15 protein-coding genes and 1 tRNA gene are annotated in these 15,983 nt (G+C 65.7%); 15 read left to right on the top strand and 1 reads right to left on the bottom strand.

Going from position 1 to position 15,983, the window contains the following annotated elements:
- The first annotated feature begins 16 nt into the window (after positions 1-16).
- From ACFFJ7_RS03715 to ACFFJ7_RS03785, 15 genes are all read left to right on the top strand, one after another.
- On the top strand, positions 17-964 hold the full coding sequence (locus ACFFJ7_RS03715; RefSeq protein ID WP_377590797.1) for a DUF2232 domain-containing protein: 948 nt from the start codon (positions 17-19) through the stop codon (positions 962-964).
- A 43-nt stretch (positions 965-1,007) separates the two neighbouring features.
- Positions 1,008-1,577 (top strand): 50S ribosomal protein L9, encoded by a 570-nt coding sequence (gene rplI / locus ACFFJ7_RS03720; RefSeq protein ID WP_166954538.1) that lies wholly within the window; start codon positions 1,008-1,010, stop codon positions 1,575-1,577.
- A gap of 200 nt (positions 1,578-1,777) precedes the next feature.
- Entirely contained in the window at positions 1,778-3,121 is a 1,344-nt protein-coding gene (locus tag ACFFJ7_RS03725; protein ID WP_166954535.1) for an SAM-dependent methyltransferase, read from the top strand.
- A gap of 124 nt (positions 3,122-3,245) precedes the next feature.
- Positions 3,246-4,736: a replicative DNA helicase gene (locus ACFFJ7_RS03730; RefSeq protein WP_166954533.1), complete on the top strand. Its 1,491-nt coding sequence runs from the start codon at positions 3,246-3,248 to the stop codon at positions 4,734-4,736.
- Between the two features lie 39 nt (positions 4,737-4,775).
- Positions 4,776-6,191 (top strand): DNA repair protein RadA, encoded by a 1,416-nt coding sequence (gene radA, locus ACFFJ7_RS03735; protein ID WP_166954531.1) that lies wholly within the window; start codon positions 4,776-4,778, stop codon positions 6,189-6,191.
- Between the two features lie 133 nt (positions 6,192-6,324).
- Positions 6,325-6,936 carry a CvpA family protein gene (locus tag ACFFJ7_RS03740; protein WP_166954529.1) on the top strand — a complete coding sequence of 204 codons (612 nt, stop codon included), beginning with the start codon at positions 6,325-6,327 and terminating at the stop codon, positions 6,934-6,936.
- Positions 6,937-7,210: 274 nt separating this feature from the next.
- The gene (gene purF / locus ACFFJ7_RS03745; protein ID WP_377590798.1) at positions 7,211-8,692 is read left to right on the top strand and encodes an amidophosphoribosyltransferase; all 1,482 of its coding nucleotides are present in this window, start codon (positions 7,211-7,213) and stop codon (positions 8,690-8,692) included.
- Positions 8,693-8,697: 5 nt separating this feature from the next.
- Positions 8,698-9,492, top strand: coding sequence for an SDR family NAD(P)-dependent oxidoreductase (locus ACFFJ7_RS03750; protein WP_377590799.1), 795 nt, complete (start codon positions 8,698-8,700; stop codon positions 9,490-9,492).
- 24 nt (positions 9,493-9,516) lie between these two features.
- Entirely contained in the window at positions 9,517-11,091 is a 1,575-nt protein-coding gene (guaA, locus tag ACFFJ7_RS03755) for a glutamine-hydrolyzing GMP synthase (RefSeq protein WP_377590800.1), read from the top strand.
- Positions 11,092-11,460: 369 nt separating this feature from the next.
- The gene (locus ACFFJ7_RS03760) at positions 11,461-11,670 is read left to right on the top strand and encodes a cold-shock protein (protein WP_166947506.1); all 210 of its coding nucleotides are present in this window, start codon (positions 11,461-11,463) and stop codon (positions 11,668-11,670) included.
- A gap of 436 nt (positions 11,671-12,106) precedes the next feature.
- Positions 12,107-12,385: a translation initiation factor IF-1 gene (gene infA, locus ACFFJ7_RS03765; protein WP_166948831.1), complete on the top strand. Its 279-nt coding sequence runs from the start codon at positions 12,107-12,109 to the stop codon at positions 12,383-12,385.
- A gap of 111 nt (positions 12,386-12,496) precedes the next feature.
- Entirely contained in the window at positions 12,497-12,976 is a 480-nt protein-coding gene (locus tag ACFFJ7_RS03770; RefSeq protein ID WP_377590801.1) for a tellurite resistance TerB family protein, read from the top strand.
- Between the two features lie 256 nt (positions 12,977-13,232).
- Positions 13,233-13,844, top strand: a complete 612-nt coding sequence (locus tag ACFFJ7_RS03775) for a GNAT family N-acetyltransferase (protein WP_377590802.1) — start codon at positions 13,233-13,235, stop codon at positions 13,842-13,844.
- A gap of 161 nt (positions 13,845-14,005) precedes the next feature.
- Entirely contained in the window at positions 14,006-14,950 is a 945-nt protein-coding gene (locus tag ACFFJ7_RS03780; protein WP_377590803.1) for a 2-hydroxyacid dehydrogenase, read from the top strand.
- 233 nt (positions 14,951-15,183) lie between these two features.
- A tRNA-Gly gene (locus ACFFJ7_RS03785) sits at positions 15,184-15,258 on the top strand.
- 284 nt (positions 15,259-15,542) lie between these two features.
- On the opposite strand, the gene ACFFJ7_RS03790 is transcribed toward ACFFJ7_RS03785, so the two are convergent.
- Positions 15,543-15,962 carry a hypothetical protein gene (locus ACFFJ7_RS03790; protein ID WP_377590804.1) on the bottom strand — a complete coding sequence of 140 codons (420 nt, stop codon included), beginning with the start codon at positions 15,960-15,962 and terminating at the stop codon, positions 15,543-15,545.
- Between the last annotated feature and the right edge of the window lie 21 nt (positions 15,963-15,983).

The following is a 15,983-nucleotide window of genomic DNA, read 5'->3' on the forward strand; positions in this document are numbered from 1 at the left end:
GTGGGACAGCTGGACGATGACAAGGATTTCCCTGATCGGCGCGGGCGCGGGCCTGGTTTCCGCGCTTCTGTTCGGCGTGGTGGCGACGCTGTCACCGCTTGGCCTGCTGCTGTCCTATGTCGCCCCCCTCCCCGTCCTGATCGCTGCTCTCGGCTGGAATCACCGTGCCGGGCTGGTTGCTTCCGCTGTTGGCGCGGTCGTGAGCGCCATCGTCCTCGCGCCCGCCGCCGGGGCCGTGTTCGCCGTTGCCGTCGGCCTGCCGGCGTGGTGGCTGGCGTATCTCGCCCTGCTCGGGCGCCCGGACAGCGCCGGCCGGATCGAGTGGTATCCGCTTGGGCGCATCCTGGTGTGGGTGGCGGCCACAGCCGCCCTCATCACGCTGATCGGCGCCATCGCGCTCGGCCCTTCCTATGAAACCTACCGGAACAGCCTTGAAGAGCTGATTCGCGCGCTGGCCGGCGCGGAACTGTCGACGACCCTGCCGGACGATGCCGATACGGAACAGTTCGTGCGCCTCGTCGCCACAGCCGTGCCCGCCGTCGCGGCGATGACCTTCGTCTTCATGCTGGTGATCAACCTGTGGCTCGCCGCCTTCACCGTCCGGGTATCGGGACGGCTGCCGCGGCCATGGCCTTCCCTGCCCGATACCCTCATGCCGCGCACCTCGCTCGCGATCGCGGGTGGCGCGGTTGCAGCGGCGGCCGTTCTGCCCGGCTATGCGGGTTTGACGGCGATAGCGGTTCTGGGCGGCTTCGCCGCGGCCTTCGCGCTGCAGGGGCTCGCGGCGATCCATGCGGCGACCCGGGGCAACCGGGCGCGGCCGGCGCTGCTGGCGCTCCTCTATCTGTCGCTGCTGCTGTTGTCGGTCTGGATCATCGTCATTCTGGCAGGCACGGGCGCGGCCGCCGTCGCATTGAAGGCCCGGCCCGGCCGTGCGCCCCAACCGCCCGGCAACCCGAATTGAATCTGAAACTGAACGAAAAGACACTCTAAAAGGAGAAATAACAATGGAAGTCATCCTGCTTGAGCGCGTTTCCCACCTCGGCCAGATCGGCGACACGGTGCGCGTGAAGGACGGTTATGCCCGCAATTTCCTGCTGCCGCGCGGCAAGGCGCTGCGCGCGACGGACACCAACAAGAAGCGCTTCGAGAACCAGCGCGCCCAGCTTGAAGCCCGTAACCTCGAACTGCGCACGGAAGCCGCAGCCGTCGGCGAGAAGCTCGGCGGGCAGACTTTCGTGCTCATCCGTCAGGCCGGCGAGTCGGGCGTGCTGTACGGTTCGGTCGCGACCCGCGACGTCGCCGAAGTGCTGACGCAGGGCGGCTTCACCGTCAACCGCCAGCAGATCGTCCTGCACACGCCGATCAAGACGCTCGGCCTGCACGCGGTGCCGGTGGCGCTGCATCCGGAAGTCGAGGTGACGGTGACGCTGAACGTCGCCCGCAGCCCCGAGGAGGCCGAACGTCAGGGCCGTGGCGAGGAAGTCATCGCCCGTGAGGAGATCGACCTCGACGAACTCGGCCTCGAAGTCGGCGCGGCGCTCGCCGATGCCGCCGGCGAAGACGACGAAGCATAACATCCGCAATTGCGGGGCGGCGACAAAATTGTCGCCGGCAATCGTCCGGAAACGGACTGCTGATCATGTTGGCGGGGGGCGCGACGACGCCCCCCGTTGTTTTTTGTCCGAATGGGATTACCTTGCGAACTGGAGGGCGGCGATCCCGAATTCATGCGGGAATGAACGAATGGAGTGAACATAAGCATACGGAGTCGGGCATGGAAAAATTGCTGCGGTTCGTTCTCACTCACCTGATCCGATCGGGGTCGCTGACTGTGTCGGTGGCCGCGCATCCGCCATTTACCGTCGGCGACGGGTCTGGTCCCCCGCTTGCCATGCATCTGAAGACAGACCGCGCCGTCCGCCGCCTGCTGCGCAACCCGGACCTGCGGATCGGCGAGCTTTACATGGACGGCGAACTGGAAATCCGGCAGGGCGATATCGGCGAGTTTCTGGCACTCGCGATGCGCAACTACAACGCCGCCGACACCATCCTGCCCGTGCGGCTGACGCGCTGGTGGCGCCGGATATTCCGGACGTTCGCGCAGCTCAACTTCATCGGGCGCTCCCGCCGCAACGTGGCGCATCACTACGATCTTGACGGCCGCCTCTACAAGCTGTTCCTCGACCGCGACCTCCAGTACTCCTGCGCCTACTTCGAGAACCTCGGCGCGCCATGCACGCTGGCGAGCGAGAACGGCCGCAACGTCGCCGAAACGCCGGCCGGCGGTGTGCCGGACCCGGATGGCCTTGAAGCGGCGCAACTCGCCAAGAAACGCCACATCGCCGCCAAGCTGGTGATGAAGCCGGGATACAAGGTGCTCGACATCGGCAGCGGCTGGGGCGGCATGGCGCTTTATCTGGCGCGGCTTTGCGGCGCTTCCGTCACCGGTGTCACCCTGTCCCGGGAGCAGCTCGGCGTCTCGCAGGCCCGGGCGCAGGAACTCGGCGTCGCGGATCGGGCGCAGTTCGCGCTGGCGGACTACCGCACGCTGAACGCCACCTACGATCGCATCGTCTCGGTCGGCATGTTCGAGCATGTCGGCGTGCCGTGGTATCAGGTGTTTTTCGACAAGGCGGCGAAGCTGCTCGCGGATAACGGCGTGATGCTGCTGCACGCCATCGGGCGGATGGACGGGGCGGGCAGCACCAACCCGTGGATCGCCCGTTACATTTTCCCCGGCGGCTACATCCCGGCGCTCTCCGAAGTGCTTCCGGCCATCGAGCGTGCGGGGCTCGTCGTCACGGACATCGAAATCCTGCGCCTGCATTACGCCGAAACCCTCAAGGCATGGCGGCGGCGGTTCCACGCCCGGCGCGACGAGGTGCTGGCGCTGTTCGACGAGCGCTTCTTCCGCATGTTCGACTTCTACCTGGCGGGCTCCGAGATGGCCTTCCGGCACGACGGCATGATGGTGTTTCAGATACAGCTCGCGCGGCGGCAGGACGCAGTGCCCCTCACCCGCGACTATATCGCCCGGCAGGAGGCGATGCTGCGCCGGCGCGAGGCGGAGCTTCTGGCGCAGGACAACGACGGCGGCCTGCGGCAGGCGGGCGAGTGACCCGCAGGTGCATTGCGGGGAAACGTCCCTTCCCGGCGGTTCGGGAGTACCCCGCCGCCGGGAATCTCTCTACGATGACGGGTGAGTCGCAATCGTGGGAAATCCGCGCGCCGGTGGGGTGGGAATGAGCATCGTCAATTCGCTCGTGGCAAGGCTGGATACCGGACAGGAGCCGCAGTACCGGCAGGTGCCGCACAACATCGACGCCGAACAGGCGTTGCTCGGGGCCGTTCTCGTCAACAACGACGCCTATTTCCGCGTCTCGGATTTTCTGGAGCCGGGGCATTTTCAGGAGGATATCCACCGGCGCATCTTCGAGGTCGCGTCCTCCCTGATCAAGGCGGGCAAGGTCGCGACGCCGATCACGCTGAAGACCTTCCTCGGCGACCACGATCTCGGCGGCATCACCATCCCGCAATATCTGGCGCGGCTGGCGGCGGAGGCGACCACCGTCATCAACGCCGAGGACTACGGCCGCGCGATTCACGACCTAGCGGTGCGGCGTGAGCTGATCGCCATCGGCGAGGACATCGTCAACACCGCCTATGACGCCCCGGTCGATTCGAGCCCCCGCGAGCAGATCGAGACCGCCGAGCAGCGCCTTTACAAGCTTGCCGAAACCGGCCGCTACGAAGGCGGCTTCATGCGCTTTTCGGATGCGCTGACCACCGCCATCAGCGTCGCCGCCGCCGCCTACAAGCGCGACGGCAACCTTTCGGGCATCGCTACCGGGCTTACCGATGTCGACCGCACCATGGGCGGCCTGCAGTCCTCGGACCTGATCATCCTCGCCGGGCGTCCCGGCATGGGCAAGACGGCGCTCGCCACGAACATCGCCTTCAACGTCGCCCGCGCCTGGCGGGGCGAGAAGCAGCCCGACGGCGCGGTGAAGACGGCCAATGGCGGCATCGTCGGCTTCTTCTCACTCGAAATGTCGGCCGAACAGCTCGCCACCCGTATCATCGCCGAGCAGTCCGGCGTGCCCTCCTACAAGATCCGCCGCGGCGACATCGCCGAGGAGGAATTCTACAGGGTGTCGGACGTGGCGCGCGAAATGCAGATGCTGCCCTTCTATATCGACCAGACGGGCGGCATCTCCATCGCCCAGCTCGCGGCGCGCGCGCGGCGACTGAAGCGCCAGCGCGGGCTTGATTTTCTGGTGGTCGACTACCTGCAATTGCTCTCCGGCTCGACGAAGCGCGGCGACAACCGCGTGCAGGAACTGACCGAGATCACCACCGGGCTCAAGGCGCTCGCCAAGGAGCTGGCCGTGCCGATCATGGCGCTGTCGCAGCTCTCGCGCCAGGTCGAGCAGCGCGACGACAAGCGCCCGCAGCTGTCGGACCTGCGCGAATCGGGCTCCATCGAACAGGACGCCGACGTGGTGCTGTTCGTGTTCCGCGAGGAGTATTACCTCAAGAACAAGGAGCCCAAAATGGGCAGCGAGGAATATTTCAAGTGGCAGGCGGAGATGGATCAGGCACACGGCACGGCCGAACTCATCATCGGCAAGCAGCGCCACGGCCCCACCGGCACGGTGCGCCTCTCGTTCCAGGCCGACGTCACACGCTTCGGCAATCTGGCGAGCGACGACCATATGCCGGATCAGTTCTGACACGCAGGCGCTTCTGAAACACAAGACGAGGCCTGACATTTGGCGCGCTCCCCCTCCTACATCTGCCAGAGCTGCGGCGCGGTCTATTCGCGCTGGCAGGGCAAATGCGACGCCTGCGGCGGCTGGAACACGCTGGCGCAGGAAGCCGTGGCCGCGCCCGTCGCGGGGGCGGTGCGCGGCGGTGCGCGCGGCAAGGGCCGAGTGTTCGCGCTGGAGGGCCTGAAGGGCGACAGCCGCGAGGCGCCGCGCGTCGCCTCCGGCATCGCGGAACTCGACCGGGTGACGGGTGGCGGCTTCGTACCGGGATCGGTGATCCTGATCGGCGGCGACCCTGGCATCGGCAAGTCGACCCTGCTCACGCAGGCCTGCGCGGCGCTGGCACGCCGGGGCCGGCGGGTCGCCTATATCTCGGGCGAGGAAGCGGTGGCACAGGTGCGCCTGCGCGCCGAACGGCTGGGCCTCACCGACGCGCCGGTGGAACTCGCGGCCGAAACCAACGTCGAGGACATCGTCGCGACGCTCGGCGCGGGCGCACCTCCGCAGCTCGCGGTGATCGACTCCATTCAGACCATGTGGAGCAGCGCCGTCGAGGCGGCGCCCGGCACGGTGACGCAGGTGCGCGGCAGCGCGCAGGCGTTGATCCGCTTCGCGAAGACCACGGGTACCACCGTCATCCTCGTCGGCCACGTCACCAAGGATGGGCAGATCGCGGGGCCGCGCGTCGTCGAGCACATGGTGGATGCGGTGGTGTCGTTCGAGGGCGACAGCGGCCATCATTTCCGCATCCTGCGCGCGGTGAAGAATCGCTTCGGCCCGACCGACGAAATCGGCGTGTTCGAGATGACCGGGCATGGCCTGTCCGAAGTGGCGAACCCGTCAGCGTTGTTTCTGGCCGGGCGCGACCTTTCCGCGCCGGGCACCGCCGTGTTCGCCGGCATGGAGGGCACGCGCCCGCTGCTGGTGGAAATACAGGCACTCGTCGCCCCCTCGTCGCTGGGCACGCCGCGCCGGGCCGTGGTCGGCTGGGACCCGAGCCGCCTGTCCATGGTGCTGGCGGTGCTGGAGGCCCGCGGCGGGCTGAAGCTTGGCCAGCATGATGTCTACCTCAACGTGGCCGGCGGCCTGCGCATCAACGAGCCGGCGGCCGACCTCGCCGCCGCCGCAGCCCTCATCTCCTCGCTCGCCGGCGCGCCGCTGTCGCCGGAGACTGTCTATTTCGGCGAAATCGGCCTGTCGGGCGCGATCCGGCCCGTGGCCCAGGCGCCCGCGCGACTGAAGGAGGCCGGCAAGCTCGGCTTCAGCCGCGCCGTGGTGCCCGCGGCCCTGAAGGACGCGCCGGACGCCTCGCCGCTGGCGCTGCAGAGCCTCGGCCATATCGCCGATCTCGTCGCCGCCATCGCGGCACGGCGGCCACAGACCCCGCGCGAGCGGCGCAGCCTGAGCGCGGACAGGTGACGCGGCGCAATTCTGCCGCTATACACACGGACAACATTCGCAGCCATGACCCGTATGTGCACCACATCTTCCCGAATGTGTTCCGCCGTGCGCGTCCTTCCACCCGTCCCGCTTGCCACCAAGGTGCCGGTCCATGCCTATCGCCCTGCTTGATCTGATCGTTATCGGCGTCGTGCTGATCTCGTCGCTGCTCGCCTCCGTACGCGGTTTCACGCGGGAGGTGCTGGCGATCGTCTCGTGGATAGCGGCCGCCATCGCGGCGCTCTATCTGCACCCCTTCGTGCTGCCGCATCTGGAGCCCTACATCTCCAATCCGACGGTGGCGCAGGTGGCAGCGATCGCCGCAGTGTTCATCGTCACGCTGGTGCTGGTCTCCTTCGTGACGGTGCAGATTTCGGACCTCATCCTCGATTCGCGCATCGGCGCCGTCGACCGCTCGCTCGGCTTCGTGTTCGGAGCGGCGCGCGGCATCCTGATCTGCGCCATCGCCTTCCTGTTCTTCAATTGGCTCGTGAAGCCCGAGGCGCAGCCCGAATGGGCGCGCGACGCCAAGTCGCGCCCATTGCTGCAAAGCACCGGCGACGGCCTGCTGGCGCTGCTGCCCGCCGATTTCGGCAACGCCATCCTGCAGAAGGTCAAGCCGCAGCAGGCGGGCGACGACGCCTCGCCCGCCGACGCCGATCCCGGACAGGGCTCCGGCGACCAGATCCAGCAGTTGCTCGGCGGCCCGACGCGGACGCAGTGACGCGGTCTGCGGCAGGCGCCACGGAATAGCGTGTATCGTGCCGGGAATCGCGAAAATTTGCTTCGCGATTCCCGGCACGGATGCTGTATGACAGTCCTGTGAAGCAGGGCTGTCGTGCACCCGCAAGGGTGGTATTCCCGGCGCTCATCGCGCACATGATCGTTGCCGGCAAGGAGCGAAGGCCTGTCGCCCCATTTCCGGCCCGTTCCCGGCCTTCCGGCAGGGGATGTCGTCAGGAAGCGTGTTGCGGCGCAAGGCTATCGGAGGATGTTCGATGGATAACGGTCGGTCCACAGACCTGCTTTCCGGTTGGGACTTCGATCCCGACGACGATACGCTGCGCGAGGAATGCGGCGTATTCGGCATATACGGACATCCGGAGGCCGCCACCATCACGGCGCTGGGGCTGCACGCCCTGCAGCACCGTGGACAGGAGGCCACGGGCATCGTCTCCTTCGATGGCGCGCGCTTCCATTCCGAGCGGCGTCTCGGCCTCGTCGGCGACGCCTTCTCAGACCACGATGTCATCCGACAGCTCGCCGGCAATTCCGCCATCGGCCACGTGCGTTACGCCACGACGGGCGAGACGATGCTGCGCAACGTTCAGCCGCTGTTCGCGGAACTCGCGGGCGGCGGCTTCGCCGTGGCGCACAACGGCAACCTCACCAACGGGCTGACGCTGCGCAGCAGGCTGGTGCGCGAGGGCGCCATCTGCCAGTCGACGAGCGATACGGAAGTGATCCTGCACCTCGTCGCCAGAAGCCGCCACAGCCGCTTCGTCGATCGCTTCATCGACGCGCTGGTGCAGCTCGAAGGCGCCTATTCCTTCGTCGGCCTCACCAACAAGAAGCTGGTCGGCGCGCGCGATCCGCTCGGCATCCGCCCGCTGGTGCTCGGCCAGCTCGACGGCCATTACATCCTGGCTTCCGAGACGTGCGCGCTCGACATCATCGGCGCGCAGTTCATCCGCGACGTGGAGAACGGCGAGATCATCGTCATCGACGATGACGGCATCGAGTCCATCAAGCCCTTCGTGGCACAGCCGATGCGCCCCTGCATCTTCGAATACATCTATTTCGCCCGTCCCGATTCCATCGTCCACGGGCGCAGCGTCTATGACGTACGCAAGAAGATGGGCGCGCAGCTCGCCCTTGAGGCGCCGGCGGCGGCCGATGTCGTGGTGCCGGTGCCGGACTCCGGCGTGCCGGCCGCCATAGGCTACGCGCGCGCCTGCGACATTCCCTACGAACTCGGCATCATCCGCAACCATTATATCGGGCGCACCTTCATTCAGCCCACGCAGTCGGTGCGCGAGCTTGGCGTGCGCATGAAGCACTCCGCCAACCGGGGCGCGGTGGAGGGCAAGCGCATCGTGCTCGTAGACGATTCCATCGTGCGCGGCACCACCTCGATGAAGATCGTGCAAATGATGCGCGACGCCGGCGCGCGCGAGGTGCATTTCCGCATCGCGAGCCCGCCGATCACGCATCCCGACTACTACGGCATCGACACGCCCGAGCGGGAGAAGCTGCTCGCCGCCACGCACTCGGTGGAGGAGATGCGGGCGCTCATCGGCGCCGATTCTCTGGCCTTCCTGTCGGTGGACGGCATCTACCGCGCCTGCGGCTATCAGGGGCGAGACCCCCGGCGGCCGCAGTTCGCCGACCACTGCTTCACCGGCGATTATCCCACGCCGCTCACCGATGTCGACGGCGAGGCCCCGCGCCAGGCGGCGCTGCTCGCCGAAGCGGGCTGAGTGTCATGACGGCAGCGACATCCGGCAGCTCTGCCGCGGAAAAGCCCCTCGCCGGCCGCGTGGCTCTCGTCACGGGCGCTTCGCGCGGCATAGGGCGCGCGGCGGCGCTGGAGCTGGCACAGGCGGGGGCCCATATCATCGCGCTGGCGCGCACCGTCGGCGCACTGGAGGAACTCGACGACAGCATCCAGTCTCTGGGTGGCACCGCGACGCTCGTGCCGGTCGATGTGAAGGATTTCGACGCGCTCGACAGGCTCGGCCTCAGCATCTTCCAGCGCTGGGGCAAGCTCGATGCGCTGCTGGCGAACGCGGGCGTGCTCGGCACCATGACGCCGCTCGCCCATCTTGATCAGAAGCGCTGGGACGAGGTGATCGCCGTCAACGTCACCGCCAACTGGCGGCTGGTCCGCTCCCTCGATCCGCTGCTGCGGGCTTCCGACGCAGGCCGGGCGGTGTTCGTGACGTCGGGCGCCGCACACCGGTTCCGCGCCTTCTGGGGTGCCTACGCGATCTCGAAGGCGGCGCTTGAGGCGCTGGCACTGACCTACGCCTCGGAAACGCAGACGACGCCGGTGCGTGTGTCGCTCGTCAACCCCGGCCCGCTGCGCACGCGCATGCGCGCCACCGCCATGCCGGGGGAGGATCCGCAGACATTGCGCACGCCGGAGGAACTCGCGCCCCACCTCGTGCGCCTGCTGTCGCCAGCGTGGACGCAGACCGGCATCATCTATGATTTTCCGCAGGACAAGGTATTGTGGCCACAGCCGCCAGCGCCCCGTCCGGCCGCAAGCGCTTCCTGATCCCTGACCGACAAGATTGAGACCATGACCGACGCAACGCACGACAAGATCCTCATCGTCGATTTCGGCAGCCAGGTCACCCAGTTGATCGCCCGGCGCGTGCGTGAGGAGCGGGTGTATTCGGAAGTGGTGCCCTACACCCGCGCGGCGGAGGCCTTCCGCACGCTGAAGCCGAAGGGCGTGATCCTGTCCGGCGGCCCGGCTTCCGTGACGGAGGATTTCAGTCCGCGCGCGCCGGAGGAGATTTTCGAGGCCAATGTGCCCGTGCTCGGCATCTGCTACGGCGAGCAGACGATGGTCGCGCAGCTCGGTGGCGAGGTCGAGAGCGGCCACCATCGCGAGTTCGGCCGTGCGGAGGTCGACGTCAAGGCGGAAAGCCCGTTGTTCGAGGAGGTGTGGCGCGTCGACGAATCCTACCCGGTGTGGATGAGTCACGGCGACCGGGTGACCCGCCTGCCCGACGGGTTCAAGGTGGTGGCGACGTCCGAGAACGCGCCGTTCGCCGCCATTGCCGACGAGGCACGGCGTTTTTACGGCGTACAGTTCCATCCCGAAGTGGTGCACACGCCCCACGGCGCCGGACTGCTGCGCAATTTCGTGCGCCGCATCGCCGGCTGCGCGGGCGACTGGACGATGGCGACCTTCCGCCAGGAGGCGATCGCCCGCATCCGGGAGCAGGTGGGCACGGGCAAGGTGCTCTGCGGGCTTTCCGGCGGTGTCGACTCGGCGGTGGCGGCGGTGCTGATCCACGAGGCGATCGGCGACCAGCTCACCTGCGTGTTCGTCGACCACGGCCTGCTGCGGCTCGGCGAGGCGGAGCGCGTCGTGCAGCTGTTCCGCGATGCCTACAATATCCCGCTCGTTCACGTTGAGGCGCAGGACCTGTTCCTCAAGGAGCTGTCAGGCGTCACCGATCCGGAAGCGAAGCGCAAGACGATCGGCCGGCTGTTCATCGACGTCTTCGAGGCCGAGGCGCGGAAGCTCGCCGCGCAGGACGGCAAGCCGGTCGAATTCCTGGCGCAGGGCACGCTTTACCCCGACGTAATCGAAAGCGTAAGCTTCACCGGCGGCCCGTCCGTCACCATCAAGAGCCACCACAACGTGGGCGGACTGCCTGAGCGGATGAACATGAAGCTCGTGGAGCCGCTGCGCGACCTGTTCAAGGATGAGGTGCGCAAGCTTGGGCGCGAACTTGGCATGCCGGAGATTTTCGTCGGCCGCCACCCCTTCCCCGGCCCGGGACTCGCGATCCGCTGCCCCGGCGAGATCACGGCCGAAAAGCTCGACATTCTGCGCCACGCCGATGCCGTCTATCTGGAGGAAATCCGCCGCGCCGGCCTCTACGATGACATCTGGCAAGCCTTCGCGGTGCTGCTGCCGGTGCGCACGGTGGGCGTGATGGGCGACGGCCGCACCTACGACTACGTGCTGGCGCTGCGCGCCGTCACGTCGGTGGACGGCATGACGGCGGATTTCTATCCCTTCGACATGGGCTTCCTCGGACGGGTGGCGACGCGCATCATCAACGAGGTGAAGGGCATCAACCGTGTCACCTACGACGTCACCTCGAAGCCGCCGGGCACGATCGAGTGGGAGTGAGAGAGGCGGCAGCCTTTCCCTACCTTTCACACAGCGGCCGCGGCACTTCTGGTCAGCAGAATGTTGCCGATGCGCAGCATTCGACGGATGGAAAGGTGTTGGAAGAATTTCGTCCTAATGTTGACATAATAGAGCATCATGTCATTTTTCTGAATGGAAAGTGATATATATATGTTAATTTTGAGCGTGAGGCTTGCCAAATGCCTTGCGCAAACCTACGTTGTCGGTATCGATTTTGGCCAGATGACTGGGCCGTTGCCTGCGCCATTGCGGGGTGGACGTTCAGCTACCTCCAAGTTTCGACCCACCCGGACTGGGGCTTGAGCCCCGTCCGTCTGATATCTGTTTGTGACGACAAGGATTGATACAATGGCTACCGGCACGGTGAAATGGTATAATGAACAAAAAGGTTACGGGTTCATCCAGCCCGACGCCGGCGGCAAGGACGTGTTCGTTCACGTGACGGCCGTGCAGCGCGCGGGCCTCAACTCGTTGGGCGACGGCCAGAAGGTCACCTACGAACTCGAAACCGACCGCCGTACGGGGCGCGAGTCGGCAGTGAATCTGCAACTGCAGTAATCGTGCCCTTTTGGAGCGCTTGTCCGTCAATGAAATCATTCGATGGACAAGAATTCGCTCCGGAGAAAAAGCGGCGGAGCGTTCACCGATCCGGTCCGATCGGTGAACGCTCCGCCGCAATGCGTTTTTGAACGGAAAGAGGCCAGCCGCGTTATCTGCGCACTATCTGATTGTTCAGACACGGGATTCCCCGATCGATATCTGCACTTTCCGGTCCGGCGCATGCGGCGGTTTATCCGTCCGGTAACGCTTTTTCAGGCGAGGCATTGATTGCGTCGCCTGAAATGCTTTATATCAGCAACGATTGAACGGCATTGTCGACCCTCGGCCCGGCGCCCTCGCGGCGCATCGCCCTGCACCGGCCCTGCCAAACGTCATTCCGTCGGTTCGCGACGGCAGGTTGCCGCCAGAGTTCGGCGCTGAAGAAGGTGTGTTTATGGCTAAAGAAGAAGTGATGGAATTTGAAGGTCTTGTGACCGAGATACTGCCGGACGCCCGCTACAGGGTACAACTCGATACAGGCCATTCTATCATTGCATATACAGCCGGCAAGATGAAAAAGCATCGGATCAAGACGCTTGCCGGAGACCGGGTGACGGTCGAGATGTCGCCCTACGACCTTGAAAAAGGCCGGCTGATCTTCCGGCATCGCGAACAGCACTCCGCCCCACGTCCGGGCGCAGGGGCCGCACGTCCGCAGTTCCGGCGCCGCTGAGGGCAACAGCAACAGGATCGGTGCCTTTCGGCCCACCAGCCGGAAAGCCGCCAGACTACGGGGCGGGTGTGTCGCGGACCACCTTCGAAACGGTATATCCTGAGGTGGCGCATGGCATCTCCGTCTGGTCTGTTTTCGCTGTTCGATAACGCCGTGAAGCGATTTCTGCCGACGCAGGTCTCGACATCGCCGGCCCCCGGCGTGCCTGAACCGGCGCTGACGGCGCTCGCGGCGGTGCTTGTGCATGTCGCCCGCGTGGATGGCGTCATCGTCAAGCGCGAGCGAGATTATCTGGTGAACGTGCTCGTGGACCGGTTCGGCCTGCAGCCGGCTGATGCGGGTGCGCTGTTGGAAAAGGCGCAGGATGCCGAGCAAGATCCGGTTGGAATCGTGGGCGTGCTGCGGCCGCTGCGCCGCGAAATGGACCGGGAAGAGCGCAAGCGGCTGATTCGCACGGCCTGGGACGTGGCGCGCGTCGACGGCGCCGTTCACGCTTTCGAGGACGACGCGATCTGGCGGTCCGCCCGCCTGCTCGACCTGACGGAACCCGAAATCACGGCACTGCGCGAGGAAGCCCTTGCCGGCCGATGAATGATGGATGCCGCACCTGGTCATCCATGCATATGACGCATTGACGAACCTGTGGAGATGTGGAATGCGCACTTGCGTTTCATATCGCAGTGCAGCATGTGTGATATAAGAAGATTACATTTTGGCAACGGGTCGCATTTTGCCCCCGGATGCTCACTAATAACGGCGAGGCAAGCCGGTTCTTTTCAGGGATGAGGCGCCCGGTGGTTAAGCCGGAGTTTGATGCCCGTCGATGAATGAATTCAGATTATCCCGATTGATACAGACGTTCCGTGTCCGCAAGCTATTCGCCACGGATCTGCATGAATACCGCGCGCATCTTCTGCGCCTCGATTCGCACACCCGCTACAGCCGTTTCGGGAGCTTCGTGCGCGATGCCTTCATCGAGTCCTACGTGGAAAGCAGCTTTCGGGACGATGCACTGGTTTTCGGCTATGTCGAGGATGGGCTGGTGCGTGGCGCGGCCGAGTTCCGGCCCTACCGCGGCGAGCACGGGCAGCATGCCGAGGTGGCGTTCAGCGTCGAGGACGACTGGCGGCGCAGGGGGATCGGCAGTTCCCTGTTCGAAAAGCTCATCATCACCGCGCGCAACCGCCAGACGGCAAGGCTCGTCATGCACTGCCTGCCCGAAAACCGCGCCATGCAGAACCTCGCCCGGCACTTCCAGGCGCGCATCAGGCTGGCGCCGGACGAGCGCACGGGCATCATCGTCAATCTCAACCCGACAGCGATGAGCCTTGCGCAGGAGGCGACGGACGACTGGCGGGCCTTCGCAAGCGCCGCGATGGGCATCCATCGCCGTGTCTGGGGCCCGCAATGGCAGCTCGTTCTCGATGCCGAGCCCCGGCCCCGCCTGTCCCCGCCCTGACGTCCTGAACAGCGGCGCAGGGACGCAGAGCGGTGCGCACGGCAGCGCGGCTCTTGCGCACCGCCGCTTCGCAGGCCATCCTTGCCAGATGCCGTACGGATGTCGTACGCGAGCGCCCGGCGCGCGAACACCGGGCGCGGAAAACCTGCAGGGGGAAGCTCATGAGCGTGTTGCTTGCCATTTCCGGCATGCCGTTGGAAGTCTGGCAGGAGCGGCTGAGCGCACTCCTGCCGGGCATGAGCGTGTTCGTGCCGGGGGAGCCCTTCGACCGGCGGGCAATCCATTACGTCGTTGCCTGGCAGCATCCGCCGCGCAGTCTCAACGGGCTGCCGAATCTGGCGGCGATCTTTTCTACCGGGGCCGGGGTCGACCATCTGCTGCGCGACCCTGATTTGCCGCCGGTGCCGGTCTATCGCATCATCGATGCGGATCTCACCGGCCGCATGAGCGAGTACGTGGTGCTGCATTGCCTGCTGCACCAGCGGGGCCTTTTGCGTGATCTGCAGAATCAGCGTCAGCGTCGCTGGGCGCCGGACCTGCTCCAGCCGGCGGCGCAGAGCGTGCGGGTGGGCATCATGGGCCTCGGCGTTCTGGGGCGGGATGCGGCGCAGAAGCTTGTCAACATCGGGTTCGAGGTCGCCGGCTGGAGCCGCACGCCCAAGGACATCCCCGGCATCGAAATCTTCGCGGGCGACGGGCAGTTGCCCGCCTTCCTGGCGCGTACGGATATTCTGGTGTCGCTGCTGCCGCTGACCGACGGAACGCGCGGCCTGCTCGACAAGAGCATTTTTGCGGGCCTCGCGCGTAATGGCCGCTTGGGCCGCCCGGTACTGATCAACGCCGGACGCGGCGGCCTGCAGAACGAAGCCGACATCCTGGAGGCGCTGGGTGACGGCACCTTGGGAGCCGCGTCCCTCGACGTCTTCGAGACGGAGCCGCTGCCGGCCGATTCGCCGTTATGGGACCACCCTGCGGTGGTCGTCACCCCGCACAGTGCTGCGATAAGCGACCTCGACGCCATCACCCGCCGCATCGCCAGCCAGATTAACGCGGTTCAGGCGGGCGAAACGCCGGAAGGCCTCGTCAACACCGAGGAAGGCTACTGATTCCACGGCCGATTCCGTCAGCCGACAAGAACCGGTCCGCGACACTGCCCGCCTCGCCAACGTCGCAACATAGCACAGCCGGCCCAAAAGCCTTGCAAAGCAACGAAAGGCAGCTGTGCAAATTATGTGGCCGGCATAGTTTTCCACAGCCCGAAAATTGGGACTTGCACTCAGGGAAAATTCCAGACATAACCCACCCATCGGCGGCGGCAATGACCGCCGCGACAGTGGATGCGGGTGTAGCTCAGGGGTAGAGCACAACCTTGCCAAGGTTGGGGTCGAGGGTTCGAATCCCTTCGCCCGCTCCAAATTTCTTCAGGAAAATCAAAGCGATAAAGACGGTCCTTCGGGGCCGTTTTTGCTTACAGCGCTTGCGCGATGGCTCTTTGTCAGCAGGTTGTCAGCACGAGAGAGAGCGTTTTGGGATGTCCTGGCGTGTTTTTTTGCGCGGATAACCCCTTGTGTGCAGGTACGATCCATTGGTTTCCTGAAAGCGATTGCAGCGTCGTCAAGCGGCTCCGTGCGACTCTACCGCCCCCTGCACGGCTTGGACGTGCGCCATGTTCCGCCGTTAATACAATCAAGATCGCCGTTATGGGGATGGTTCTATTCGACTCTCGTACTTGCCGCTGCATCGGCACTGGCGCTGTCGTCCTCCTTTCTCCCGGGGAATGCGGAGCCCGCTGCATCGGGCTTCGTCCACACGGCCAACGAGCACGGAAACACGATCAGCCGCATCAACCTGTACGACGGAACCGTGGACATCGTCGCGATCGGCATCAAGCTGCATAATGTCCAGTTCGTGCCGGCCGGAAATCTCCTGCTCGCCGCCGGTACGGTTGTGGGGGAGGAGAACGAAACCTCCCACGGCCATGGCGGTGGAAAGTGTGCGGACGACGGCCATGACGGCGACGGCGGTCATGGGCACGACGGGGCGGTGGGCGCGCCGGTTCTGCTGCGCACGGACAGCTCCGCCTCCGGGCCGGGAGATTCGATCGTTGTCGGCAGCCATCCCGCCCATGTCGTGGCGGAC

Source organism: Pseudochelatococcus lubricantis, assembly GCF_042432495.1.
Taxonomy (GTDB): domain Bacteria; phylum Pseudomonadota; class Alphaproteobacteria; order Rhizobiales; family Beijerinckiaceae; genus Pseudochelatococcus; species Pseudochelatococcus lubricantis.

Coding starts and splice junctions, on each gene's coding strand:
- purF (WP_377590798.1), top strand. CDS start 7,211: ATGGATAACGGTCGGTCCACAGACCTGCTTTCCGGTTGGGACTTCGAT.
- ACFFJ7_RS03715 (WP_377590797.1), top strand. CDS start 17: ATGACAAGGATTTCCCTGATCGGCGCGGGCGCGGGCCTGGTTTCCGCG.
- ACFFJ7_RS03730 (WP_166954533.1), top strand. CDS start 3,246: ATGAGCATCGTCAATTCGCTCGTGGCAAGGCTGGATACCGGACAGGAG.
- ACFFJ7_RS03750 (WP_377590799.1), top strand. CDS start 8,698: ATGACGGCAGCGACATCCGGCAGCTCTGCCGCGGAAAAGCCCCTCGCC.
- guaA (WP_377590800.1), top strand. CDS start 9,517: ATGACCGACGCAACGCACGACAAGATCCTCATCGTCGATTTCGGCAGC.
- ACFFJ7_RS03780 (WP_377590803.1), top strand. CDS start 14,006: ATGAGCGTGTTGCTTGCCATTTCCGGCATGCCGTTGGAAGTCTGGCAG.
- rplI (WP_166954538.1), top strand. CDS start 1,008: ATGGAAGTCATCCTGCTTGAGCGCGTTTCCCACCTCGGCCAGATCGGC.
- ACFFJ7_RS03770 (WP_377590801.1), top strand. CDS start 12,497: ATGGCATCTCCGTCTGGTCTGTTTTCGCTGTTCGATAACGCCGTGAAG.
- ACFFJ7_RS03790 (WP_377590804.1), bottom strand. CDS start 15,962: ATGGCTGCCGACAACGATCGAATCTCCCGGCCCGGAGGCGGAGCTGTC.
- ACFFJ7_RS03760 (WP_166947506.1), top strand. CDS start 11,461: ATGGCTACCGGCACGGTGAAATGGTATAATGAACAAAAAGGTTACGGG.
- infA (WP_166948831.1), top strand. CDS start 12,107: ATGGCTAAAGAAGAAGTGATGGAATTTGAAGGTCTTGTGACCGAGATA.
- ACFFJ7_RS03740 (WP_166954529.1), top strand. CDS start 6,325: ATGCCTATCGCCCTGCTTGATCTGATCGTTATCGGCGTCGTGCTGATC.
- ACFFJ7_RS03725 (WP_166954535.1), top strand. CDS start 1,778: ATGGAAAAATTGCTGCGGTTCGTTCTCACTCACCTGATCCGATCGGGG.